Source organism: Hymenobacter sublimis, assembly GCF_023101345.1.
In the GTDB taxonomy this organism is placed as follows: Bacteria; Bacteroidota; Bacteroidia; order Cytophagales; family Hymenobacteraceae; genus Hymenobacter; species Hymenobacter sublimis.
On the sequence record NZ_CP095848.1, the window covers coordinates 2,254,328 to 2,276,876 of the forward strand.

General features: G+C 57.6%; 20 protein-coding genes. 13 read left to right on the top strand and 7 right to left on the bottom strand.

The window, feature by feature from the left end; all coding sequences use genetic code 11:
- The first annotated feature begins 20 nt into the window (after positions 1-20).
- Positions 21-1,433 (top strand): DEAD/DEAH box helicase, encoded by a 1,413-nt coding sequence (locus MWH26_RS09495; RefSeq protein WP_247977022.1) that lies wholly within the window; start codon positions 21-23, stop codon positions 1,431-1,433.
- 199 nt (positions 1,434-1,632) lie between these two features.
- Positions 1,633-2,109 carry a hypothetical protein gene (locus MWH26_RS09500; protein ID WP_244696373.1) on the top strand — a complete coding sequence of 159 codons (477 nt, stop codon included), beginning with the start codon at positions 1,633-1,635 and terminating at the stop codon, positions 2,107-2,109.
- 145 nt (positions 2,110-2,254) lie between these two features.
- Here MWH26_RS09500 and MWH26_RS09505 read toward each other — a convergent pair whose 3' ends face one another.
- From MWH26_RS09505 to MWH26_RS09510, 3 genes are all read right to left on the bottom strand, one after another.
- Positions 2,255-2,425: a hypothetical protein gene (locus tag MWH26_RS09505; protein ID WP_188558993.1), complete on the bottom strand. Its 171-nt coding sequence runs from the start codon at positions 2,423-2,425 to the stop codon at positions 2,255-2,257.
- 738 nt (positions 2,426-3,163) lie between these two features.
- Positions 3,164-3,739, bottom strand: a complete 576-nt coding sequence (locus MWH26_RS20260; RefSeq protein ID WP_375374042.1) for a helix-turn-helix domain-containing protein — start codon at positions 3,737-3,739, stop codon at positions 3,164-3,166.
- Positions 3,740-4,277: 538 nt separating this feature from the next.
- Positions 4,278-6,038, bottom strand: a complete 1,761-nt coding sequence (locus tag MWH26_RS09510; protein ID WP_244696374.1) for a L,D-transpeptidase family protein — start codon at positions 6,036-6,038, stop codon at positions 4,278-4,280.
- Between the two features lie 316 nt (positions 6,039-6,354).
- Here MWH26_RS09510 and MWH26_RS09515 point away from each other — a divergent pair, with 316 nt between their 5' ends.
- Both MWH26_RS09515 and MWH26_RS09520 read left to right on the top strand, forming a co-directional pair.
- Positions 6,355-8,169 (top strand): M1 family metallopeptidase, encoded by a 1,815-nt coding sequence (locus MWH26_RS09515; protein WP_247977023.1) that lies wholly within the window; start codon positions 6,355-6,357, stop codon positions 8,167-8,169.
- Positions 8,170-8,362: 193 nt separating this feature from the next.
- Positions 8,363-9,301 (top strand): cyanophycinase, encoded by a 939-nt coding sequence (locus MWH26_RS09520; protein WP_247977024.1) that lies wholly within the window; start codon positions 8,363-8,365, stop codon positions 9,299-9,301.
- Positions 9,302-9,563: 262 nt separating this feature from the next.
- On the opposite strand, the gene MWH26_RS09525 is transcribed toward MWH26_RS09520, so the two are convergent.
- Positions 9,564-10,550: an isoaspartyl peptidase/L-asparaginase family protein gene (locus MWH26_RS09525; protein WP_247977025.1), complete on the bottom strand. Its 987-nt coding sequence runs from the start codon at positions 10,548-10,550 to the stop codon at positions 9,564-9,566.
- A gap of 148 nt (positions 10,551-10,698) precedes the next feature.
- Between MWH26_RS09525 and MWH26_RS09530 the strand changes: the two genes are divergently transcribed.
- From MWH26_RS09530 to MWH26_RS09540, 3 genes are all read left to right on the top strand, one after another.
- Complete coding sequence (locus MWH26_RS09530) at positions 10,699-11,121, top strand: DUF3127 domain-containing protein (protein WP_244696377.1); 423 nt, start codon at positions 10,699-10,701, stop codon at positions 11,119-11,121.
- Between the two features lie 248 nt (positions 11,122-11,369).
- Positions 11,370-12,239, top strand: a complete 870-nt coding sequence (locus MWH26_RS09535; RefSeq protein ID WP_247977026.1) for an SDR family oxidoreductase — start codon at positions 11,370-11,372, stop codon at positions 12,237-12,239.
- Between the two features lie 90 nt (positions 12,240-12,329).
- Entirely contained in the window at positions 12,330-12,956 is a 627-nt protein-coding gene (locus MWH26_RS09540) for an AlbA family DNA-binding domain-containing protein (protein ID WP_247977027.1), read from the top strand.
- Between the two features lie 23 nt (positions 12,957-12,979).
- On the opposite strand, the gene MWH26_RS09545 is transcribed toward MWH26_RS09540, so the two are convergent.
- Positions 12,980-13,357, bottom strand: coding sequence for a VOC family protein (locus MWH26_RS09545; RefSeq protein WP_375374043.1), 378 nt, complete (start codon positions 13,355-13,357; stop codon positions 12,980-12,982).
- Positions 13,358-13,620: 263 nt separating this feature from the next.
- Positions 13,621-14,157 carry a DinB family protein gene (locus MWH26_RS09550; RefSeq protein ID WP_247977028.1) on the bottom strand — a complete coding sequence of 179 codons (537 nt, stop codon included), beginning with the start codon at positions 14,155-14,157 and terminating at the stop codon, positions 13,621-13,623.
- Between the two features lie 198 nt (positions 14,158-14,355).
- Between MWH26_RS09550 and MWH26_RS09555 the strand changes: the two genes are divergently transcribed.
- The 4 genes from MWH26_RS09555 (at position 14,356) to MWH26_RS09570 (ending at position 19,947) form a co-directional block, all read left to right on the top strand.
- Positions 14,356-14,883: a YkvA family protein gene (locus MWH26_RS09555; protein ID WP_244696382.1), complete on the top strand. Its 528-nt coding sequence runs from the start codon at positions 14,356-14,358 to the stop codon at positions 14,881-14,883.
- Between the two features lie 180 nt (positions 14,884-15,063).
- The gene (locus tag MWH26_RS09560; protein WP_247977029.1) at positions 15,064-17,325 is read left to right on the top strand and encodes a S46 family peptidase; all 2,262 of its coding nucleotides are present in this window, start codon (positions 15,064-15,066) and stop codon (positions 17,323-17,325) included.
- 690 nt (positions 17,326-18,015) lie between these two features.
- Positions 18,016-18,633 (top strand): hypothetical protein, encoded by a 618-nt coding sequence (locus MWH26_RS09565; protein ID WP_247977030.1) that lies wholly within the window; start codon positions 18,016-18,018, stop codon positions 18,631-18,633.
- Between the two features lie 36 nt (positions 18,634-18,669).
- Positions 18,670-19,947: a metal-dependent hydrolase family protein gene (locus MWH26_RS09570; protein ID WP_375374044.1), complete on the top strand. Its 1,278-nt coding sequence runs from the start codon at positions 18,670-18,672 to the stop codon at positions 19,945-19,947.
- Positions 19,948-20,166: 219 nt separating this feature from the next.
- Here MWH26_RS09570 and MWH26_RS09575 read toward each other — a convergent pair whose 3' ends face one another.
- Positions 20,167-20,925: a glycosyltransferase family 2 protein gene (locus MWH26_RS09575; protein WP_247977031.1), complete on the bottom strand. Its 759-nt coding sequence runs from the start codon at positions 20,923-20,925 to the stop codon at positions 20,167-20,169.
- A gap of 100 nt (positions 20,926-21,025) precedes the next feature.
- Here MWH26_RS09575 and MWH26_RS09580 point away from each other — a divergent pair, with 100 nt between their 5' ends.
- Together MWH26_RS09580 and MWH26_RS09585 are read left to right on the top strand one after the other, a co-directional pair.
- Positions 21,026-21,325: a hypothetical protein gene (locus MWH26_RS09580; protein ID WP_247977032.1), complete on the top strand. Its 300-nt coding sequence runs from the start codon at positions 21,026-21,028 to the stop codon at positions 21,323-21,325.
- A gap of 269 nt (positions 21,326-21,594) precedes the next feature.
- Entirely contained in the window at positions 21,595-22,443 is an 849-nt protein-coding gene (locus MWH26_RS09585) for a DUF1571 domain-containing protein (protein ID WP_247977033.1), read from the top strand.
- Positions 22,444-22,549 lie beyond the last annotated feature (106 nt).

A 22,549-nucleotide genomic window follows, 5' to 3' on the forward strand; every position in this document is an offset into this window, starting at 1 on the left:
CAGCTGCTTTTTTTTCTTTGATGTCGTTCGACGAACTAAACCTGATTGACCCCATCCTGGGCGCTTTGCGCGAGGAAGGGTACACTACCCCTACCCCTATTCAGCAGCAGGCTATTCCGCAGGTGCTGGAAGGTCACGATCTGCTGGGCATTGCCCAAACCGGTACCGGCAAAACGGCCGCCTTCACCGTTCCCATTCTCCAGATTCTGCACCAAACGGCCCAGGTGGAGCGCCACGCGCCCGGCCGGATTCGTTGCTTGGTGCTGACCCCTACCCGGGAGCTGGCTATTCAGATTGGGGAAAGCTTTGCCGCGTATGGCCGCCACCTGCCTAAATTACGCTCTACGGTTATTTTTGGGGGCGTAGGCCAGCACCCGCAGGTTCAGGCCCTGAAGCGGGGCGTGGAGGTACTCATTGCTACCCCCGGTCGCCTGCTCGACCTGATGAACCAGGGCTTCATCGACCTGCGCAACATTGAAATATTCGTGCTTGATGAGGCGGACCGCATGCTCGACATGGGCTTCATCCATGACATCAAGCGCATCCTGCCCAAGCTGCCGGCCCGCCGCCAAACCCTGTTTTTCTCGGCAACCATGCCTGGCCAAATTCAGGAGCTGGCCAACAGCATCCTGCGGCCTAACCCAGTGAAAGTGACCGTAACGCCCGTTTCCAGCACGGCCGATACAGTAACTCAGGCTGTGTACATGGTCGAGAAGAACGACAAGCCCGCCCTGCTCGAGCATGTGCTATCCGACAAGAACATTCGGCGCGTGCTGGTGTTTACCCGCACCAAGCATGGGGCCGACAAGGTAGTGCGCACGCTAGCCAAAGCCGAAATTCCGGCCGAAGCCATTCACGGTAACAAGTCGCAGAACCACCGCCAGCGGGCCTTGAGCAACTTTAAGGCCGGTACTACCCGCGTGCTGGTTGCCACCGACATTGCGGCCCGGGGCATTGATGTGGACGAGCTGACCCACGTTATCAACTACGAAATTCCGAACGAGCCCGAAACCTACGTGCACCGCATTGGCCGCACCGGCCGCGCCGGCGCCGACGGCACCGCCCTGTCGTTCTGCGACGATGAGGAGCGCGCGTACCTGCAGGATATTCAGAAGCTGATTCGTCGGCAGGTGCCCGTAGTTCAGTCGCACCCTTATACTTCCAGCCAAGTGGCACCGGTTCCGCTTTCCGGCGGTCCGGCCATCAAGCGGCCTAAAGGCCCGGCCGGGCGCCCCCCCCGCGCCCCCCAGGCGGGCGGCCAGAACCGCTCCGAAGGAGGTGGCCGGCAGCAGAACCGCGGCGGCGAGCAGCGCCCACGTGGTGGGAACCACGCAACGGGCCCGCGCCCTGAGGGCACCGCCAATGCTGGCGGTGCCGGCCGGAGCGGTAGCGGTCAGCGCCGCTTCCGGGGCAATGGCGGCGGTAGCCGCTAAGCTGGACACTGGCACCACCATAGGGCCCATTGATATTAAACGGGTTGTTTCCCCTCTGTTAAGCCGAGCCTACCCGCTTGGTTTAGCGGAGGGGTTTATCGTTACGGCTGAAGTAGGGCATGAGGCAAAACAAAATGACGTGGCGGCAACTTATCTGACAGCTAACGCCTTCTTGTAAAAACACCCTTTTTGTTTTGTTATGGCTCATCGCACCCTTCCCGTCATTCAGGCTTTGCGTGATACGGCGCAGCGCCTGGCCGCCCAAGCTCCGTACCAATGGGGCCACATGGGTAGCTGCAACTGCGGCCATCTGGCCCAAACCATCACTAAGCTTACCAAAGGCGAAATCCACGCCCGCGCTATGCAACGCTACGGCGACTGGGAGCGGCAGCTCATTGAGTACTGCCCAACCAGTGGCCTCCCCATTGACACCACGATTGATGAGATGCTAGCCCTCGGGTTCAGCCGCCAGGATTTAACCCACCTGGAACGGCTCTCCGATTCGGCTATTCTGGCGGCCATTCCGTTCGAGCGGCGCAATGCCATGCGTCATAATCAGCGCGATGATGTGGTACTTTACCTACGCACCTGGGCTGACCTATTGGAAAATGAGTTGCTGGCCGATATCCAGCTGCCGGAACTGGCACCTAGTCGTTCCGTAGTAGCCCTAAACTAACAACGCCCGCAAACCATATTGTCATCACACGCAGAAAGCCCCGCTGACGTATCAGCGGGGCTTTCTGTATAAGGGCTACCCAATAGGAAGAAGGCGCTATTCAAACGCCGAAATATATTCTCGGGTGCTCAGCTAACAAGTTGCGTTAGTAGTTAACGTCGCTGCGCTGGGCCTCGCGGTATTGTTCAGTCCGGTGGCTGCGCTTGTAGGCAGCATCCGCGTTCGGATCTTTCTCCGCATCGGGAGCTTGCGAGCAGGACGACAGGAATAGCGAAGCGCAGGCGGCGAACAAGAAGGGCAGACGGAAATTTTTCATACCCCAAAGGTAAGCACCACCCCGAAAACGGGCAAGTAACTTTCGGGCCACTTATTTCTGTAGCAGCTACACGGCTAACCACTTACTAGGCAACATATGTAACCGCCGCAAGGCTGCACTCAGCACAGTTAATGCGCTTAGTCTATACGTTACAATTGTACTTATCACAACGATAGTCTATCGATAAAAACCTATCAGTTATTACCCGCAAAAAAATGTAAACCACTCTTTATAGCCCTTTGCCCAAGCGTTCAGCAGGCTTACTCGGGCCATAAGCTGGACGACGTACAGTGCTACCTTAGAGCTAATCAGATTAGTGCGCTACACAAAATCTTGATTTTAACTTTATGGAGTTAGGTACGATGTAATCTATTTAGCATTCGCAGGAAGGAACCGCGCTTGTTTTCTAAGCAAGAATATATTAATCCATATTATAACGATACCGTTAATATTAATAGGCGCAGACTAAAAGTTATTACTTTATCACATAGTTCACTTTGCTATATTTATTCCTTTGAAAAACAGTCGTTTATAAAATCAACAATGGTGTAATTCACAATGTGTTTAGCAGCGTATAGCTTATAATAAATAAAAGCCATATGGCTGTATTTTTTGTCCATATAGGCCATGACTAGCTAATGGCTAGTGTTTGTTGGTTTACACACCTCAAACCGACCTGACAAATTGCATCTGTCCTATTTTGCTTCTCACAGTTTTATACTACCTGGCCCTTATGACTCATCGGGCTGGAGATTCGGGCTGAAAATCAGCGAAGGTGCCATCTTGATAAAAGATGACGATACGTCGAATGCTCTTCTCGTTCCCAACATTGCCGAACAGCATTTCACTGGCGTTACTGCTAGACGGTAAAGCAGATGGATTTTGCTCTCGTAAGCCAGGAGTCGTAACGGGCTGGGCCGACACTACGGGCGGTGACGGTGGCGTCTCCTCAGGGGCAGCGGGAACAGGCACGCTAACTACAGGTGCCGCATCAACTGGCTTTGTTGCTTTTACAGCATCTTCTGGCCGCGAAGCAGGTACTCGCTCCACTTGACCCTTAGCAGGCCTTACAAGGGGCGCTTCTGGAGCCGGGCTAGGTGCACTTGCAGTCATCGGTCCCGTACCACTCAGTAGCCAGGGCAAAGACAACTCGGGAAAGGCAGCAATAATCTTCTGTACTACCTCCAAGCTGGGTTTATTACGCCCACTTAAGATGTGGCTTACAATTGGGCGCGAAATTCCAATGGTATCCGCAAGTTGGGTAGGAGTTAGCTGCCGTGTCGCCAGTAATTCCCTAATTCGTTGTTCAATCATGAGTAGAATCAAGATGGTTTACAAATGTACTTGATACTACTTTCAGATTGGTAACTGCTCTACATACTATACAAAGGTAAACAAGGCTCACGGGTTTAATATAAATGTAAACACACATTGCAATCATACCTCATTGATAACATTTATAATTACTTTTGTTACTAACAACTACATAACGCGTGAGCTAGCGTTGTCTAGTTGTTAGTAATCGTTTTCCTAGCTGGGTGAATTGCCATTATTAATCAGGTGCGTTACTTTACAGGAATAACATCACTGGTAGAATGTGTAGCGCGTTGCTCTTGTATGAGTCCTTGGGAATGATCAACGATGGCTACTTCTACCCTATCATAGCTTTGCCTCATGATGTCTGCCTGCTGGTGAGTACGAGCGCTTAAGCTTACACGGGCCCTAACGCACGCGGGCCGTGCCATCAGCAAGATGACACGGCCCGGCCCGTTGAGGTTCTATGCAGGAAATGGCAGGCAGACGCTCAGCTACTCGCTGATGCTACCTCTGCCTAACTAATTGCTAATTTGAGTTAATCGAAGTACTCTCTGGCCAAGGCCTTATCATGCCCGTAGATGTCGTCGCGGAAATGCACCTTGCCAGCTTCGTCAACCCAGGTGGTGAAATATACTAGGTACACCGGTAGCTTCTCGGGAAGGGTAACATACTTTTCCCGACGATTGGCAATAGTATCCATAATAGCCGTTCTGTCCCAGCCGGCTTTGTCACGGAGGAGGTACTCCGCCAGCTTGATGGGCTCAGCTACCCGTACGCAGCCGTGGCTAAAGCCGCGCTTCGTTTGGCTGAACAGTTCGTCGTGGGGCGTATCATGCAGGTAAATATCCTGGGAGTTCGGGAAGATAAATTTCACATCTCCCAGGTCGTTCTTCGGGCCTGGACGACGGCGTAAGGTGTACTTCCAGGTCTTTTCCGTGAGGTTGCTCCAGTCGATGCTGCTTGGGTCAACGGGCGTAGCCTTAGCACCCCACCCTTTCACAACCTCCATATCGAGACGGTTGAGGGTGCCGTGCGGATCAGAAGCCAGCTTGTAGCGCAGCTCTTTGTCGATGATGCTGTAGGGTACATTCCAGTACGGCGCCAACACTACGAACTCCATCTTGTCGCTGAAGACCGGGGTAGCGTTAAGTGTCTTGCCCACAATCACGGGCATGCTGAAGGCTTCCTTACCTTCTTCTACCACGTGCAGGGTGTACTCAGGAATGTTTACCAACAGGTAATTGGGCTCAAACTTTTTAGGAATCCAACGCCACCGCTCCATGTTCAGCATGATCTGGTCGATGCGCTGAGAGACAGGAATATTGAGCAGGCGGAGGGTTTCCCCAGCCACTATACCGTCCGCTTTCAGGCCGTTCTGCTGCTGAAATTCCTTCACGGCAGCTACCAATTCCGGGCCGTATTGCTGGGCAGCTGGAGCCGGTGCAGCGGCGGGCTGACCGGGTTTATTGGCTACGACAACTGCCGGCGTAGCGGCCGGAGCCGGGGTTGCTTCCCGCCCGAGCAGACGGGTGCTCAGGGCTGCTACGGCCGGTGACGAAGCACCGGGCGTCAGGCGAGTACCCGCCGGAATAGTAGGCCAGCCACCGTTGCGTTGCATCTCCCGGTAGTCAGCTAGGGCTTTTTTAAGCCGGTCGTACTCGGGGTGCAAGGGCTCGAAATCGTAGTAACCGTAGATGCTTTCCCGCTCCCGGAGAATGGTCATCAGGGCCTTGTGCAGCTTGATTTTGTTCCGCTTTACCTTCCAGTCAATAGCCTTTACGGCGCGCGGGTCAACCGTACCCCGGTAGAAGTCGGACGCGTAATTGAAGTACGTCCCGGAAAGGGCTACATCAATTTCTTTTTCCAGCGCATTACGCTTGGTAGAATCAGACTGAGCCGCTTCCAGACTGGCAAAAAGCTTATCGAAGTCCTTGGTTTTGTAGTCTTTCGGATCGAGGCCCTCGTCGGCGGCTTTATTAATAACGGAAATCAGCGTCTTCGCCTGAGGCACGATTTCGTGGTTGCGGAACCACCCCAAGCGGAAATTCCGCTCCCGGTAGAACTTCTTAGCCCACTCAATTTGGTCCTTAAACTTAGGCTCGGCCGACATGTATTTCACAATGTACACGCTGTCGAGCGTGGGCTGAGCGCCCCCGGCCTTGGTTAGGCCGGCGGGTAACGCCTCCCGCAGCTGCGCCTTCTGGTCCTGGCTGCACGACACGGTAGACGTGAGCAGCAGCAGGCCCAGCAGCCAGCAGCAAACGGTAGTAAAAAAGGGACGATGCGTTTCGTTCATGCGAATAGTCAAGAGAAAAGAGAACAGCACTGAAACATATTTCGCGCCAAGTCCGGCAGAAATTTGATTCAGGACGTTGTACTGGTTTCGACAGCGTTGAGTTGTCGGAACTGTCATTCTCCTGCTGCTGCAAGTTAACGCATTTACCCTGACTCCCGAACACTACAAAACGTAGAAATAACGAGCCCGCTTCCCTCTTTAGTGGTAGGCGACTCCTCAAGCTAGAGCGGCCGCCTTACGCCACCCGCTTTTTTGGTTTGGCTACTTTTGTGTTCTTCTTTTCCGCTACCCCTGTCGGTAGTACCTCCTATTCTCTATGCATACTTCCTTGCCTGCTGCCTCCTTCGTTCCCGATCCGCACAGTTACGCCCGCCCCGCGGAAGTCAGCGTGCATCACTTGGCGCTTGAGCTAACCGTAGACTTTGCCTCCCGCACGCTGGTGGGCGTTGCCACCTGGCAGCTCAGCAACCACCACGGCGCAACGGAGCTGGTGCTAGATGCGCGCGCCCTCCTTGTCGAAGCCGTGCTGCTGGACGGCCCTACTGGCTCCCCAACTGCCTTTGCGCTCGGACCGGAAGACGCCGTGCTGGGCCAGGCCCTGCGCATTACGGTTACCCCCGCTACAGCCGCCGTTACCATTCGCTACCGCACTACACCTGGGGCCGCGGCGCTGCAGTGGCTGACGCCAGAGCAGACCGCCGGCCGGCAGCAACCGTTCCTGTTTACCCAATCACAGGCCATCCTGGCTCGCACTTGGATTCCGTGCCAGGACTCGCCGGGGGTGCGCTTTACGTATGAAGCCCAGGTGCGGGTACCGGCCCACTTGCTTCCGCTGATGAGCGCCGAGAACCCCCAGCAGCGTGAGGCTAGTGGGGAATACAGCTTCCGAATGAGCCAGCCCATTCCGGCCTACCTCATGGCCTTGGCCGTCGGTGACGTGGAATTCCGGGCCCTGAGTCCGCGCACGGGCGTGTACGCGGAGCCAGCTACCCTGCCCGGAGCAGCCGAAGAGTTTGCCGATCTGGAAAACATGGTAGCCGCGGCCGAGGACCTGTACGGGCCCTACCGCTGGGACCGGTATGATTTGCTGGTACTGCCGCCCTCCTTTCCGTTCGGCGGCATGGAAAATCCGCGTCTAACATTTGTTACCCCCACCATTCTGGCAGGCGACCGAAGCCTGACCAGCTTGGTGGCCCACGAGTTGGCTCACTCCTGGAGCGGCAACCTCGTGACCAACGCCACCTGGAACGACTTCTGGCTGAACGAAGGCTTCACCGTTTACTTTGAGCGGCGCATCATGGAGAAGCTCTACGGCCGCCCCTACGCCGACATGCTGCAGGTGCTTGGCCACACGGCCCTGCTCCAGACCGTGCAGGAGCTGGGTGCCACCAGCCCCGACACCCACCTGCACCTAAACCTAGCCGGCCGGGACCCCGACGAAGGGCTCAATGAAATTGCCTACGAAAAAGGCGACTACCTCCTACTTACCCTCGAACAGCTGGTAGGCCGCGAAATTCTGGACTCCTTTATTAAGGACTACTTTGCCCGCCATAGCTTCCGCAGCATGGACACGGCTTCCTTTGTGAGCTACCTGCGCCAGGAGCTGCTAGACCGACATCCGGGGCTCGAAGAACAGATGCAGCTCGATGCTTGGATTAACGGCCCGGGCATTCCGGCGGTAGCTCCGCCGGTTTCAGCCAGCCGCTTCGAGGCTGTGGATGTGGCCCTCCGGCAGTGGCAAGCCGGCACGCCGGCCGCGGCTCTTACTACCTCCGCCTGGACCAGCCACGAGTGGGTACACTTCCTGCACGGCTTGCCAGCAAAGCTAACACCGGAGCAACTAACCGAGCTAGACGGCGCTTTTGGGTTTACGCACTCGGGCAATGCCGAAATTTTGGCGGCCTGGTTTCCGCTAACCATTGCGGCCGGATACGCGCCGGCTGAGGCGGCCCTGCATCAGTTCCTGACGCGGGTAGGCCGGCGTAAGTTTCTGGTGCCGCTGTACCGAGCCCTACTGGCCACGCCCGGCGGCGCGGAGCGGGCCCGCCGCATCTACGCCGAAGCACGCGGCAACTACCACGCCGTAGCGACCAGCACATTTGACGCCTTGCTGGGTAAGCCCGCCGAGTAACTACTGCGCTTTGGCCAGAACTACCTCAGTGTTATGCAGCCCTACCGTTATTTCGGGCGCGTAAATACTGGCCGTACCGGAACAAGCTGGGGGCACCCCGGCGTTAGGGACCGTGGCCTGGTAGAGGTGGCTTGAACCTTGCTTGTAGTAGCTGGTTCTTTCCTAGTTGTGTTGATTAAGCTGATTTTCTGCATTGAAAAATTCCATACCGCTCGGTAAGCTGATTGCCATTGGAGGCAACGAAGACAAAGGCACGTACCCAAACCCGCGCACGAAAAAGAAATACTACCTCAACTTCTTCGAGTTGGGTATTCTCAAACGAGTAATCCTGGAATCGGGCAAGGAAGACCCGCGCATCGAGGTCATAACTACCGCTTCCATGATTCCGGAGGAGGTAGCGCGCATTTACGTTTCCTCGTTTACTATGCTTAACTGCAACAACGTGGGCATTCTGGATATTCGCGTGCCGGAAGACGCGCTGTACCCGGAGTATGTAGAGCGGCTTAAGCAGGCGGATATTGTGATGTTTTCGGGGGGCAACCAGTCGCGCCTGACGGATATTTTTGGGGGCACGGAATTTCTGGAAACCCTGCGGGAGCGGTATTACAACCAGCCCAACTTTGTTATAGCCGGTACTTCGGCCGGGGCCATGGCCATGTCGAAAACCATGATTAAGGGCGGCAGCGTGCCAGATGCCCTTATGAAAGGTGCCGTGAAGATGGGCACGGGCCTGGGCCTGATCAACAACGTCGTCATTGACTCGCACTTTGTGAAGCGCGGCCGCTTTGGCCGCCTCATCGAGGCCGTGGCCCTCCACCCCAAATTAATCGGCATTGGGTTGGGCGAGGATACGGGCGTGCTCATTACGGAAGGCAGCCAGATTGAAACCATCGGTTCCAACCTGGTCATCATCATGGATGGGCACAAGCTGGAGCACAACAACGCGGCGGCCGCCAAAAAGGGCGAGGCCATTTCTATTGAAAGCATGCTGCTGCACGTGTTGGTTAAGGGCAACGTCTATGACATCAGCCAACGCGAATTTTATCCTAATCTGAAGCTGCGCCAGCAAGCGGCTGAGTCGGTGCTTCTGACGGCGGGCCAGGATGCCAACGAGCCCGCCCCGGCGTTATAGGCTTTCTAGCTGCTACCTAAAATCAAAGAGGCTTCCCCCAGGGGAAGCCTCTTTGATTTTATTACCTCGGTATGTCGGCGAGCTACGCTACTCTAACACCCTAAAATTCGACTATGCCCGGCGGATTTCGTTTTTATTGGCTTACCGCCTGTGCATCAAGCTGATCTGAGGCAAAATCGACCGTGAATAGCGCGCCTACCTACTCCTTATATATATATAGGTACAAAACGACTATATATAGGTACAAAACGACGGCCGTTGCTTACTTGTAAATAGCGACGAAAGGAGCGGTGTCAGCAGACGTTTGGCTGGCTCGGTACATGCCTTCCGAATTGAAAGGCAGGGCCACGTTGCCGGCCGCATCTACGGCCACCAGTCCACCTTCGCCCCCAATAGGCGCCAGCTTGTCGTGCACGACTATGCGGCAGGCTTCGGCCAGGCTCAAGCCGCGGTACTCCATCAGGCAGCTGATATCGTGGGCCACTACGGCGCGCAGAAAATACTCGCCATGCCCGGTGCAGCTGATGGCGCAGGTGCGGTTATCAGCAAAGGTGCCGGCCCCGATGATGGGCGAGTCGCCGATGCGGGAATGCTGCTTGTTGGTCATGCCCCCGGTGCTGGTGGCGGCGGCCAGGTTGCCGTGCACGTCGCGGGCTACCGCCCCTACGGTGCCCATCTTCTTTTTGGGGTCTTCGTTCGGAAAGGCACTCGGCTCGGCTAACGGGGCGGCAGTTTCCAGGGCTTGGCTGTGGTCGAGGCGCATGCGGCCTTCGGCCAGGGCTTCCTGCAGCTGGTCGTAGCGTTGCTGGGTGAAAAAGTATTCGGCGGGTTGGGTGGGTAGGCCATATTGGCGGGCCAACTCGTCGGCGCCGGGGTAGCCCAGCAGCACGTGCTCGGTTTTCTCCATCACTAGGCGCGCCGCCCGAATGGGGTTCTGGACGGTGCGCACGCCCGTTACGGCTCCGGCTGCGCGGGTGCGCCCATCCATAATAGCGGCGTCCATTTCGTGGTGGCCTTCGTGCGTGAACACCGCGCCGCGGCCGGCATTAAACAAGGGGCAGTCTTCGAGGCTGCGCACGGTTAGCTCCACGGCTTCCAGGGCCGAGCCACCCTGCCGGAGCACGGCATAGCCAATGGCCAGGGCCTCGCCGAGGGCTTCACGGTAGGCCTGCTCCTTTTCCGGGGTCATGGACAGGGGCGAAATGGTGCCGGCACCACCATGCAGGGCCAAGGCGAAGGAAGTTGTCATAAAGCGAAAAAAATTAGCAGGTAGGCAAAAACGCAAGACAAAGGTAGGCAAGCATATGAGCTCAACCGGCCGGTAGTGACCCGAACGAACCGCGTTTTTTTTCGTAGGTTTGGTTTACTGTTTTCAACTCCCCAAACATATTCTTCTTATGGCTTACGAAGCTACCGGCCGCCTGCACGAGATTTTCGACGAACAGCAGGTGAGCGAGAAATTCCGCAAGCGCGAGTTCGTGCTGGAGGTCGTAGACGGCCAGTATCCCGAGCATATCAAGTTCCAGCTGGTACAGGACAAGACGGCTCTCATCGACTCCTACAAAGTAGGTGACGAGGTGAAAATTTCCTTTAACCTGCGGGGCCGTGGGTTCAACAAGAACGGCCAGATGCTGTACTTCACCAACCTCGAAGCCTGGCGCATTGAGGCGGGTGCCGGTGGCGGCGCTGCTCCCCAGGGCGGTGGCAACTACCAGCAGGCTGCTCCCCGCGCAGCGGCTCCGGCCCAAAACCAAAACCCGAACCTGCGCGCCTCGGCCGCCCCAATTGCCTCGGATGACGACAACGACCTACCCTTCTAGTTTGCTTGGAAGGCCCTGAGCTGCCTGGCAGTGTACGCAAAGCCGCTTCCGTAATCCGGAAGCGGCTTTTTGCTGGGCAATGGCGAGGATTTTGTGGATAGCAGTTAAAGTAATCCGGGTGGCTCCGTCAGGAGGTAGCCAGATAAGGCACCATTGCCGCCCGTTTTCTCGTACGTCTTTCCGGCGTCGCTTATCTTGTTCGTAGTTTGGTGATGCATCGGCTCCGGCCGCATCCGTTTTTTCGCTGTATGATTTCTTCTCTCCCGCTTTCTGGAAAAACGGCCCTTGTTACGGGCGCTACCAGCGGCATCGGCTTGGTAACGGCTCGGGAGCTGGCCCGGCAGGGTGCCCGCGTAATTCTGGTGGGCCGCGACGCCGACAAGGCCGCGCGGGCCGTGGCTTCCATTCAGCTGGCGGCGGGCCCAGAAGTACCGGTGCACATGAAGTGCTACGACCTGTCGTTACTGCGCAATGTGCGCGCCCTGGCCGAGGAACTGCAGCAGGAGCTAAGCCAATTGGATATACTGGTGAATAACGCGGGCATTATGCCCGGGCGGTTTGTTCTCACTGAGGAAGGCCACGAGCTAAGTTGGGCCACCAACCACCTCGCTCCGTATGCCCTGACTAACCTACTACTCCCACTGCTGGATGCCGCCGGCCAGGCCCGGGTAGTTACGGTATCGTCGGTAGCGCACTGGGTAGGCGAGATTGAGCCCGACCGCGCCGTGCGCAACTCGCCTGACAAATACAGCTGGCTCACGGCCTACGCCGACTCCAAGCTGGCCAATATTTTATTCACCAACGAGCTGGCTCACCGCCTCGACCTGACGGGCATTACCGCTAACTGCCTACACCCGGGCATGGTAGATACCGGCCTGATCCGGCCGGGTACTTCCCCCGTCATGAAGGCGCTCTGGTGGACGGCCAAACCCCTGATGATTTCGCCGGAGCGCGGCGCGCAAACGACGCTATACTTGGCCACTTCTCCGGAGGTAGCGCGGGTAAGCGGGCGTTACTTCTCCGGCAGCCGGCTGGCCCGCACCTCGGAACGGGCTCAGAGCCGGGCCGAAGCCAGCCGCCTCTGGCGCATATCGGCGGAAGAAACCGGCATCGAGTGAAAACTGGAGGACCGCTACTTTTCTCCTGATTCAGCGTTCTAAGCTAGTACCGCCGTTGCCGCTCCGGCCCGGCGCTAATAGGCACCATACATGACTGACTTACGGGAACTGATCCGGCAGGGCGAGGGCGAGCGGTTGGAATTTAAGAAGCGCACTACCCACCCCACCCGCATTGCCCGCACGCTGGCCTCACTGGCCAATACCCACGGCGGCCGGGTGCTGGTAGGCGTAGACGATGATGGCCGCATTGTGGGCGTGCGCGACGCGGAAGAGGAAATCTATCAGCTGCGCCAAGCTGCCCAGCATTACATTGATCCGCCGCTGGAGCTTCGGTTTAAGGAAGTTGAGGAGGACGACCGGGTGGTGCTAGTAGTTATGGTAGCTGAAAGCTCCCACAAACCCCACCGCGCCCAGGTAGCCGACGGCGACTGGCGGGCCTACGTGCGCGTGCGCGACGAAAGCGTACAAACCAGTCAGCTTACTGAAAAAGCGCTGGAGCGTACCGATACCGGACCGCGCTTTGAGCGCATTCCGCTGAACAAAGAAGAACTAGCCGTATTGGACTACCTGCAGAAAAACCCGCGCATCACGCTGGCGCAATACATGAAGCTGCTCAACATTGGGCAGCGCCGCGCCTACCGGACACTCATCAAACTAACCCTGCACGGCTACATCAAGCACCACGACAAGCAGAAAGAGGTGTATTACACGCTGTAAGCCGGGGCAGGCTCCAGCAAATCTCAGAGGTTGCCGTATAAGTCGGCGAATACCAGCACGTGCCCGTAAGCCTCCGTTGTCGGGGGGCGCACAATGGTTACGCCCGCGGACAGCAGCTGCTGATAATCCCGCGCTAGGTTATCGGTATAAAGAAACAGCGCCACGCGGCCGCCCGTCTGGTTGCCCACCCGAGCGGCTTGTTCGGGGCTAGTGGCACGAGCTAGCAGCAGTTCGGCGCCACCAGCAGCACCGCGGGGCGCTACCCGCACCCAGCGTTTCCCGGACCCGAGGTCAGTATCCTCCAGAAGTCGAAAATTCAGCTTTTGGGTGTAGAAAGCAATGGCCTCATCATAGTCGGCTACTACCAGGGTAAGTAGCGCAATTTGCTGGTGTATACTCATCTCGGGGGCCGGTGCCCTACCTAAAAACAGCCTGAGCAGTACACTACTCAGGCTGCTTGGCACTACTCCTGCTGACGCGCTTTCAAGGCTTTTTTTTCTTCCTTGGCGGCCTTTTTTTCCTTGGTGGTTTTAGCAGGCTCTTTCTTTTTCTCTTTGCGGGGTTCCTGGGCTTTGGCCATGATAGTAGGGATTTTGAAGAGGAAGGATTCTGGTACTCTAACGCGCCAGACCGAGCGGGTGTTGTAGCCGGCTAAAAGTACGTATTACTTCAGTAGCGGCAGGTAGCGCTTCTGCAGCAGGTGCAGATGGTGGGCTTCGTGGCCGGCCAGCATAAAGGCCAGGGCGCGCACGCTCACTGGGGAAGCGCTGGCCGTACCCGTGCGCTCGTAGGCCTCAGCCGGAAACGACTCCAGCAAGCTCAGGGTAGCGGCGCGCACGGCATCGTATTCCCGCAGAATATCCTCCAGCGGCCTCTCGTCGGCACCGGAGGCGGGCACGTAGGCGTCCTGGTCGAAGCCCGGCAGGGGCTGTTGGTCGCCGCGGGCAATGCGCAGGGCCCGGTAGGCGAAAATGCGCTCCGTGTCCAGCACGTGCACTAGGCTTTCCTTAATGCTCCACTTGCCGGGTGCGTAGCGCAGGCGGGCCTGCTCGTCGGTGAGGCCGTGGAGTAGCTGCTGCAGGGTTGCGGGCTGCTCCCGCAGCTGCTGCAGCGGGCTGTGGCCTTCCGGAACGAGGCGGATATACGTGGCGTAGTACGGCGCGTACTGGTCGGCACTGGGGCGGGTAGTAAGGTGGCTCATGAGGCGAAACTACGGGAATAGCGTCATTTTCAAGCCTCTGATTTCTCTAGCTCTTTACTAAACATGGCGCAACGACCAGGCCATCACGGGGCTATTTCTGGGGCACGGCAGCTAGTTACAGGCTCCAAACAACCACAACCGACAACGCGCAACAACCCCGTAGCGTAGAGTAGGCATTTGCTTCATCACTCCCATTCTATGGCCTCTCTCCTAGACAAAGGTTTTTCCATTTCCAAAAACGCCCTGTTCAGTGTCTTTCTGAACCGCGCCGGCAAGCTCCTGGGCCGCCCGTTCAAAGTAGTTATGGTACTGAACGAGGTAGCCAACAAGCTGGCCAGCAAAGAAAGCAAGGACAGCAAATTCAAGCAGCTTTTTGACGTAGGCTACACCGTGGTGCGCTTGGTGCGTAACTACGTAAGCGGCAGCTACCGCCAAATCGAAACTGGCACCATTGTGTCGGCCTTGGGCGTACTGCTCTACACCCTGTCCCCCGTTGATCTGGTGCCTGATTTCGTACCCGTGGTAGGTTTCCTCGACGACTTGGCTTTGCTGAGCTGGTTCGTGGAGAAGTTCCAGGGTGAAATTGTCCGGTTCCGGGAGTGGGAGCAAACCAATGCTGCCGAAGAAACCGATGACATTCCGGCTGCTTCGGCCAAGCCCGTGTACGCCGCGTCCAATACCAACGCCGAAAATGCACCGGCCGTAGCCGAAATGGGTCACTCCTAGCCTGAGTTTCCTACCGCGCCGTACTTCTAATAGCACTACTACCGCTTCTTGGGCGGTGGTAGTGCTTTTTTGCGTGTGCAGGGGCAGGCAGGCTGGCCTCGACACGCCGTGCCTGCCGCCGGTTCGCTATTTTTGCTTCATCTTTTCCGCTGACCACCCACCAGCACAACTCTTTTTTGTATGCGCGTACGTTCCCGGCTGGCTCTGCTGGCCCTCACGCTCCTTTCCTGCCTGCCCCAGGCCCGCGCCGACGAAGGCATGTGGCTGCCCTTGCTGCTCAAGCAGCTCAACGAGGCCGATATGCAGAAAAAAGGCCTCAAGCTCACGGCTGAGCAGATTTATTCCATCAACCAAGGCAGCCTCAAGGACGCCGTAGTCCAGTTTGGTGGCGGCTGCACCGGCGAAATCATCAGCGACCAAGGCCTGCTGCTCACCAACCACCACTGCGGTTACGGCCAGATTCAGAGCCACTCTTCCGTAGAGAAGGACTACCTCACGAAGGGCTATTGGGCCATGAGCCGCGACCAGGAGCTGCCCAACCCTGGCCTCACGGCTACCTTCATTGTGCGCATGGAAGACGTGACCAGCCAGGTGCTGGCCGGCGTGCCCACCACCGGTATTGTGGAGGCCGAGCGCGAGAAGCTAGTGCAGGTAAATAGCCAGCGCGTGGCCCAGGCTGCCGTGCAAGGCACCGGCTACCAGGCCTTTGTGCGCCCCATGTTCAACGGCAACGAGTACTACCTCTTCCTGACGGAAGTATTCCAGGACATCCGGCTGGTGGGCGCGCCGCCGAGCAGCATCGGCAAGTTCGGGGGCGACACCGACAACTGGGCCTGGCCCCGCCACACCGGCGACTTCAGCATCTTCCGCATCTATGCCGGCCCCGACAACAAACCCGCGCCCTACTCCCCCGACAACAAGCCCTTCAAACCCCGCCACCACCTGCCCATTTCCCTGGGCGGCGTGCAGCCCGGCGACTTTACCCTGGTGTTCGGCTTTCCCGGTCGCACCAACGAGTACCTGACCTCCTGGGGCGTGGATGAGGTGTACTCGCTGTCGAACCCCGCCAAAATTAAGGTGCGCGACGCCAAGCTGCGGGTGCTGGACGCCGACATGAAAGCTTCCGATAAGGTGCGCATTCAGTACGCCGCCAAGTACGCCAGCATTGCCAACTACTGGAAAAAGTGGATTGGCGAAACCCGCGGCCTCAAAAAGCTCGACGCCGTGCGCGTGAAGCAGCAGCAAGAAGCCCAGTTCCAGAAGTGGGCCGAAAGCGGCGACGCTGCCCGCCGCGCGGCCTTTGCCGGATTGCTCCCGGAGCTGCAAAAGAACTACACCACCGCCCGCGACTATACCCTGGCCCGCGACTACGTCACGGAAGCTGCCCTGGGCGTGGAGCTGGTGAGCTACGCCAACAGCCTGCTACCCCTGCTGGAGCTGGCCGACAAGAAAGCCTCCGCCGAGGAGCTGGCCGCCGCCGCCGAGAAAGCCAAGAAAGGCTCCGTCGGCTTCTTCCGCAACTACAGCGCCCCCACCGACCAGAAGGTGGCCGCGGCCCTGCTACCCCTCTACGCCAACGGCACGCCAGCCGCGCTGCTACCCGCCCACGTGAAGAATCTGCAGAAGCAGTACGCTACCACCGGCTGGCCGGCTTACGCGGCCCAACTCTACGGCAAGTCGCGCCTGATTTCCCAGGAATCGGCCTACGTGGTGCTGGATGAGGTAGCGAAAGGCAACGTAACCAATTTGCGCCAGGACCCGGCCGTGCAGCTGGCCCAAGCCATTGTGAGCACCTACCGCCAGCAGGTGCTGCCTACCTACACCGCCGCCACCGACAATATTGCCCTGCTGCAGCGCACCTACGTGGCCGGCCTACGCCTGCAGCAGCCGGAGCGCAAGTTCTACCCCGATGCCAACTCCACTCTGCGCGTGGCCTACGGTCAGGTAGCTGGCTACCAGCCCGCCGATGGTACGAAGTACGACTTCTACACCACCCTCGACGGCATCATGGAAAAAGCCGACCCCACCAACCCTGACTTTGAAGTGCCCGCTCGCCTTGCCGAGCTGTACAAAAACAAGGATTTTGGCCCCTATGCATACAAAGGCACCGTGCCCGTGGCCTTCATTGCCACCAACCACACCACCGGCGGCAACTCCGGCTCGCCCGTCATCAACGGCCGCGGGGAGCTAATCGGCACCAACTTCGACCGCAACTGGGAAGGCACCATGTCCGACATCATGTTCGACCCCGACCGGGTGCGTAACATCACTCTCGACGTGCGCTACATGCTCTTCGTAGTCGATAAATACGCCGGCGCCGGCCACCTCGTCAAGGAAATGACCCTGGTTGGCGGCCTTGGCAGCGAAGCCGCTACCCCCGAGAATGGCAAGAAGCTGGAGAAGATCAAAGTGAAGCGTAAGCCGGCCAAGGAGAGGGCTTAAGATGCTGTTGCCATACAAGAATGCCCGCCGAGAAACCTATCTTCCGGCGGGCATTCCTGTTTTTATACGGCTATATGAGCCTCATCTCATCTTACTCAGACTTAAAGCAAATCAGTCGGAGGCTTTCAGAGTCAAATAGCTCTATAACCTGTCTATATTCTCATTCCCAGCTACATCTTCGCTGGACACCTCCCACACCGGAGCAAGAAAGGATGACTAGGTTAATGAGCAGACTACTTGTTGGTATATGGGTAGCAGTAGGCGTTTATCAAGCATACTATATACTATTAATTGCGCTAACCTTAATAGGGTTGGTGTGGTGGCTTAGAAAGCGTCGTGGTACTGTTGATATGTATGAACTACGCTTACAAAATGATATACAGGTTGATACTACAACTAAACAGATCCTGCTTCAAAACATTAACATGATATATCGTGAACGGGTCGCTCAGGAGAAGCGAGTATTGTTTAGCGAAGTAGAGGGAGTACATGTCCAATCTTCAGGATACGCTGGCATTTTATACCTGAACTTAACTGATAAGACGAAGCTGTTCCTGCTTGAAATAGAAGCAGAAAATATAGCTCAGCACATAGCCCAGGTCTTACGGAAAGTACTTGGGTTACCACAGCCGGCGCGGAAATCTTGGTGGCCCTTTTAGGAAGGCAGCAATAGCTTGAGCTATACCATTATTGCAATTTCTTCTATTAACGATGAAGACAATCTCCGCTGCTCTATTCCTCCTTGCCTTCTTAACATTTCCTGGTTTTGGGCAGAAACTAATTGGAGCCGGCGGCTATACCCGCGTCGGCGAGAAGTCATTTACTGGCGCTCCTGCCGCAGGGATGCACGTTGTACTACCGCTGGGCCGCCGGTTAGTAGTTGGTATCGGGTCCACTGTTGCCCGCAACCGCCAACCCTATCAGGAGTTTGTTCCCGATTTTGACTTTACGGGCGGCGGGCGCACCATCACAGAGTATCATAATTTCCTGTACTCCATTCAGGTTGTTGTGGCCCCCCGATTGAAGCTGGTACCACGGCTTGAAGCCGTGCTAGGACCAAGTGCTGGCCTATACGTGGTGGGCTCCCGCGAGCGGACCGATGAAATACGGGCAGGCTTTGGGCTATGGTCAGGGCTGACGTACCAGCAGCTATGGGGCAGCCGATTTAACTTAGAAGCTCTGTTTCATCCTCGAATTTTGCGGCCAAACCTGCCGGTTGAAGACGCCAATTTTCGATTTGACGGTCAGCATCTGTTTGTCTGGGATGCTCAAATAGGTATTTCCTATAATCTGCGGAAGCAACCGTAGCTTTAAACGCCTCTCGCTTCTTTCCCCGCCCATCCCGTGCGCCTACCTCTCTTCACCAGCCTGTTCTTATTGGGCCTGACCTCCCTAGCCCAAACCGTAGCGCCTCCTACTCCCGCGCTGCTAATTCGCCCTGCGGCCGTTTTCGACGGAGAAACGTTGCACCCCGGCTGGGCCGTACTGACGGAAGGTTCCACCATTAAAGCCGTAGGGCCGGCCGCCCAGCTCACGGCCCCGGCTGGCGCCCGCATTCTGGAGTTGCCGGGCCTGACCTTACTGCCGGGCCTCATTGAGGGCCACAGTCACCTGCTGCTCCACCCCTACAACGAAACTAGTTGGAACGACCAGGTGCTTCAAGAATCGGAGGCGCTACGGGTGGCCCGCGCTACGGCCCATGCCCACCGGACGCTGGAAGCCGGCTTTACTACCGTCCGAGACCTGGGCAGCGAGGGCGCCGGCTACGCCGATGTGGGCCTCAAGCAAGCCATTGACCGGGGCCTGATTCCGGGGCCGCGCATGGTGGTGGCCACCCGGGCGCTGGTAGCAACGGGCTCCTACGGCCCCAAGCTGCTCTCAGGCTTCGACGTACCCCAGGGCGCCCAAGAGGCCGACGGCGTGGATGGCATCATCCGGGCGGTGCGCGAGCAGATCGGCAAAGGAGCCGATGTAATTAAGGTGTACGCCGACTACCGCTGGGGCCCCAACGAGCCCAGCCGCCCCACTTTCTCCCAAGACGAGCTAAACCTGATTGTGCAGACGGCCCGCAGCGCCGGCCGCCCCGTAGTAGCTCACGCCAGTACGCCCGAGGGCATGCGCCGCGCCACCCTGGCCGGGGTGCAAACCATTGAGCACGGCGACGCCGGCACACCCGAAATCTTCAAGCTGATGAAGCAACGCGGGGTAGCGCTATGCCCCACCGTAGCCGCCGGCGACGCTACCTCCCAGTACCGCGGCTGGCGCAAAGGCCAGGACCCTGAGCCCGAGCGCATTCAGCAGAAAAAGCAGTCGGTGAAGGCGGCCCTACAAAGCGGCGTGGCACTGGCCTACGGCGGCGATGTAGGCGTTTTCGCGCACGGCGACAACCTGCGCGAAGCCGAGCTGCTGGTGCAGGAATACGGCTTTACCAGTCTGCAAGCCCTGCGCGGCTTCACCAGTGCCAATGCCCGCATCTTCCAGCTCTCCGACCGGGGTAGCATCCGGCCCGGCCTGCTCGCCGACCTCGTGGCCGTAGCCGGCGACCCCACCAAAGACATCAAAGCCCTGCGGCAGGTGCGGCTGATAGTGAAAGGCGGGGTAGTGGTAAAAGAACAAGAATAGACGGATTTGAGGATTGTCCGGGTTATTAGTGGCGACTTTGCACGTCATGCAGAGGCGGAGCCGAAGCATCTCGCGTGCTGAGGTTGCAGTGCTAATCAGATGTCAGCACACGAGATGTTTCGGCTTCGCCTCTGCATGAGGTTCTTAATAAGAAGCGTGAACAGGAGCCGAAATCGTGACCAAAATCCGCGAAATCCTTTAATCCGCTTAATCTACGATTCACGGTCGCTCAATTCCCAATTTCTGCAGTTGCTGAGCGTATTTATCGTAAATCACCCGCAGGTCCTGGCCGTGCTTGTCGGCATCGACGCCGATGCTGACGTTGCTGGTGTGGAAGCGGTGCAAGTGGCTGAGGTGGGGGCAGATAACGGGCTGGTGGCCCGCCAGCAGGAAGCGCACGTAGAGGTCCAGGTCTTCGGCCATTTCAATCTGCTCGTCGTAGCCGCCTACCTCCTCGAAGAGCGCGCGACTGTAGCACACGTTGCCCTGAATGAAGTGTTCGGCCCGAAAAATGGCGCGCAGCATATCCATTGGCGAGTCGAACTTCCAAGCGTAGTAATCTTCATTGGGCAGGTAGCGCCGGTCCTGGTCTACCCGTAGGAAGTCGGCTACCAGCCAGGGGCGGCCGGGGTGCTGCTGAATCTGGTCGGCGTAGTGGAACAGCGTGCGTTGCAGCAGAATATCGTCGTCGTCGAGGGGTACAATCCAGCTGTCGGCGGGGGCATCATGGCGGATCAGCAGGTTGCGGGCCGGGCCGGGTAGTAGCTTGTGGGGCTGGCTACGGACCCGAAGCGCGATGCCATCCTGCGTGGCCGCCTGGCGCAGCCACTCGGCCGAGTCGTCGGTGGAGGCGTTTTCGCAGATGAGGTGGTCATACGAGAAATCCAGGGGCGCCGAAACGGAGGCCCGCACGCTGGCTACCGCCTCGGGCAGCAAGTCGCGGCGGTTGTGGGTCGGGGTAATTACGGAAAAATGCATGCTCCCTATTCTGGCTGAAGCTCAAAAAAGTTACAGCCGCCCCGCCGCCGTCAACCTTCGCTGAGCGAGTGGCGTTATGGTCGTGTCCGCTGCATGTCTCATGGCCAAGTTTGTTGTTACGCTCCGTTTACCCGATTTTTTCGATGAGGATTTTATCGCTCTCATCCCGCGTCACCGCGCCTTTATTAATCAGCTGATCGAGGAAAATATCGTGGAGTCGTACGCCATCAGCGCCGACCGCACCCGCGGTTGGGTAACCATGAACGGCCAAAACGCGGCTACCGTCCGGGCCGTGGTGGAGCGCTTTCCCCTGTACCGGTTTCTGCGCGAAATCGAAATCGACGAGCTATTTGTCTTCGATAGCACCGCCAGCCGCTTCCCCCGCATCAGCCTCAATTAGTTGAGATGGTGAGTTTGACGTTCTGTTAGCTCCAACGCTAGCCCCAGCGGGGTGGCTGGCACCTACCGCGCAACGACCGGTGTTGCCCCACTGGGGCTGTTTGAGACGCTTGATGTGCGTTTCTCTACCGATAGCCGCTCCTCCGGGGCTACCGCGCCGTCGGAACGTCAAACTCACCATTTCACCACTCACCATCTCACCTCTTCTTCCGGCTTGATTTCTGCTAACCGGCTTGTACCTTTCTACCTGACTACATCCTACCCTTCTGCATGATTCGCTATTTTCGACTTCTCACGGTGGCAGTGCTGGCTATCAGCAGCATGGCCGCCGCGCCAGCCGACCCGAAACCCACTACCGAGCAGCTTATTTCCCGCCTCACAGCGGCCATTGAAAACCTGAAGACCCTGCGCTGCAATGTGCGGGCCCAGGAGCGAATTGACGGGAACTACCAACAGGCTCGCACGAGCATGAAAATGGCCTTTAAACCCTATAAGGTCTATTTGCGCAACCAGAAGGGCATTGAGGTTTTGTACGTGACGGGTCAAAACGATGGTGACGCCTGGGTCTACCCCAACAGCTTCCCCTACGTCACTGTCAGCCTCGATCCGCTGGGCAGCATGATGCGTAAAACGCAGCACCACAGCGTACTGGATGCGGGCTACGGCACTATTGCCGAGCTACTACGCGGCTCCAGTCAGCGCACCGACCACAGCTTCGAGAAAAGCTTCCGCTACGCCGGCGACACGACCGTGCAAGGCCGCCCGGCCCACATCCTGCGCGCCGACTACCCCCAGTTTCGCTACGTAACCTACAAACCCAGCAAGGCCGAAACCGTGGCTTCCATTGCCGACCGCTTCGGCTGCGGCGAATACCGGATTCTGGAGCGCAACGGCCTTACTGCGGGCGCTACGGTAGCCGCGGGCCGCGCCCTGCAAGTACCGAATGCCTACGGGCGCCGCGTCATTATTGCCGTGGATCAGAAGCTGACGCTACCGCTCGTCATTCAAGTAAACGACGACAAAGGCCTATTTGAAAAGTTCGAGTTCAGCGACATTGTAGCCAACCAGCCCATTCCGGCCCAGGAGTTCACCAAGGATTTCAAGGGATACAAACTTTAATCACGGATTTAGGCGGATTTTTCGAATTACACGGATTCGTTCGGACTGTTTGTGAGGAAGTGACTGATACAAAAAAGCTCCTGAAATTATTCAGGAGCTTTTTCGT

Excerpts from the sequence above, each read along its gene's own strand:
- MWH26_RS09515 (WP_247977023.1), top strand. The coding sequence starts at position 6,355 with ATGCATACTTCCTTGCCTGCTGCCTCCTTCGTTCCCGATCCGCACAGT.
- MWH26_RS09500 (WP_244696373.1), top strand. The coding sequence starts at position 1,633 with ATGGCTCATCGCACCCTTCCCGTCATTCAGGCTTTGCGTGATACGGCG.
- MWH26_RS09535 (WP_247977026.1), top strand. The coding sequence starts at position 11,370 with ATGATTTCTTCTCTCCCGCTTTCTGGAAAAACGGCCCTTGTTACGGGC.
- MWH26_RS09585 (WP_247977033.1), top strand. The coding sequence starts at position 21,595 with ATGATTCGCTATTTTCGACTTCTCACGGTGGCAGTGCTGGCTATCAGC.
- MWH26_RS09540 (WP_247977027.1), top strand. The coding sequence starts at position 12,330 with ATGACTGACTTACGGGAACTGATCCGGCAGGGCGAGGGCGAGCGGTTG.
- MWH26_RS09575 (WP_247977031.1), bottom strand. The coding sequence starts at position 20,925 with ATGCATTTTTCCGTAATTACCCCGACCCACAACCGCCGCGACTTGCTG.
- MWH26_RS09555 (WP_244696382.1), top strand. The coding sequence starts at position 14,356 with ATGGCCTCTCTCCTAGACAAAGGTTTTTCCATTTCCAAAAACGCCCTG.
- MWH26_RS09505 (WP_188558993.1), bottom strand. The coding sequence starts at position 2,425 with ATGAAAAATTTCCGTCTGCCCTTCTTGTTCGCCGCCTGCGCTTCGCTA.
- MWH26_RS09525 (WP_247977025.1), bottom strand. The coding sequence starts at position 10,550 with ATGACAACTTCCTTCGCCTTGGCCCTGCATGGTGGTGCCGGCACCATT.
- MWH26_RS09560 (WP_247977029.1), top strand. The coding sequence starts at position 15,064 with ATGCGCGTACGTTCCCGGCTGGCTCTGCTGGCCCTCACGCTCCTTTCC.
- MWH26_RS09580 (WP_247977032.1), top strand. The coding sequence starts at position 21,026 with ATGGCCAAGTTTGTTGTTACGCTCCGTTTACCCGATTTTTTCGATGAG.
- MWH26_RS09550 (WP_247977028.1), bottom strand. The coding sequence starts at position 14,157 with ATGAGCCACCTTACTACCCGCCCCAGTGCCGACCAGTACGCGCCGTAC.
- MWH26_RS09510 (WP_244696374.1), bottom strand. The coding sequence starts at position 6,038 with ATGAACGAAACGCATCGTCCCTTTTTTACTACCGTTTGCTGCTGGCTG.
- MWH26_RS09530 (WP_244696377.1), top strand. The coding sequence starts at position 10,699 with ATGGCTTACGAAGCTACCGGCCGCCTGCACGAGATTTTCGACGAACAG.
- MWH26_RS09495 (WP_247977022.1), top strand. The coding sequence starts at position 21 with ATGTCGTTCGACGAACTAAACCTGATTGACCCCATCCTGGGCGCTTTG.
- MWH26_RS09545 (WP_375374043.1), bottom strand. The coding sequence starts at position 13,357 with ATGAGTATACACCAGCAAATTGCGCTACTTACCCTGGTAGTAGCCGAC.
- MWH26_RS20260 (WP_375374042.1), bottom strand. The coding sequence starts at position 3,739 with ATGATTGAACAACGAATTAGGGAATTACTGGCGACACGGCAGCTAACT.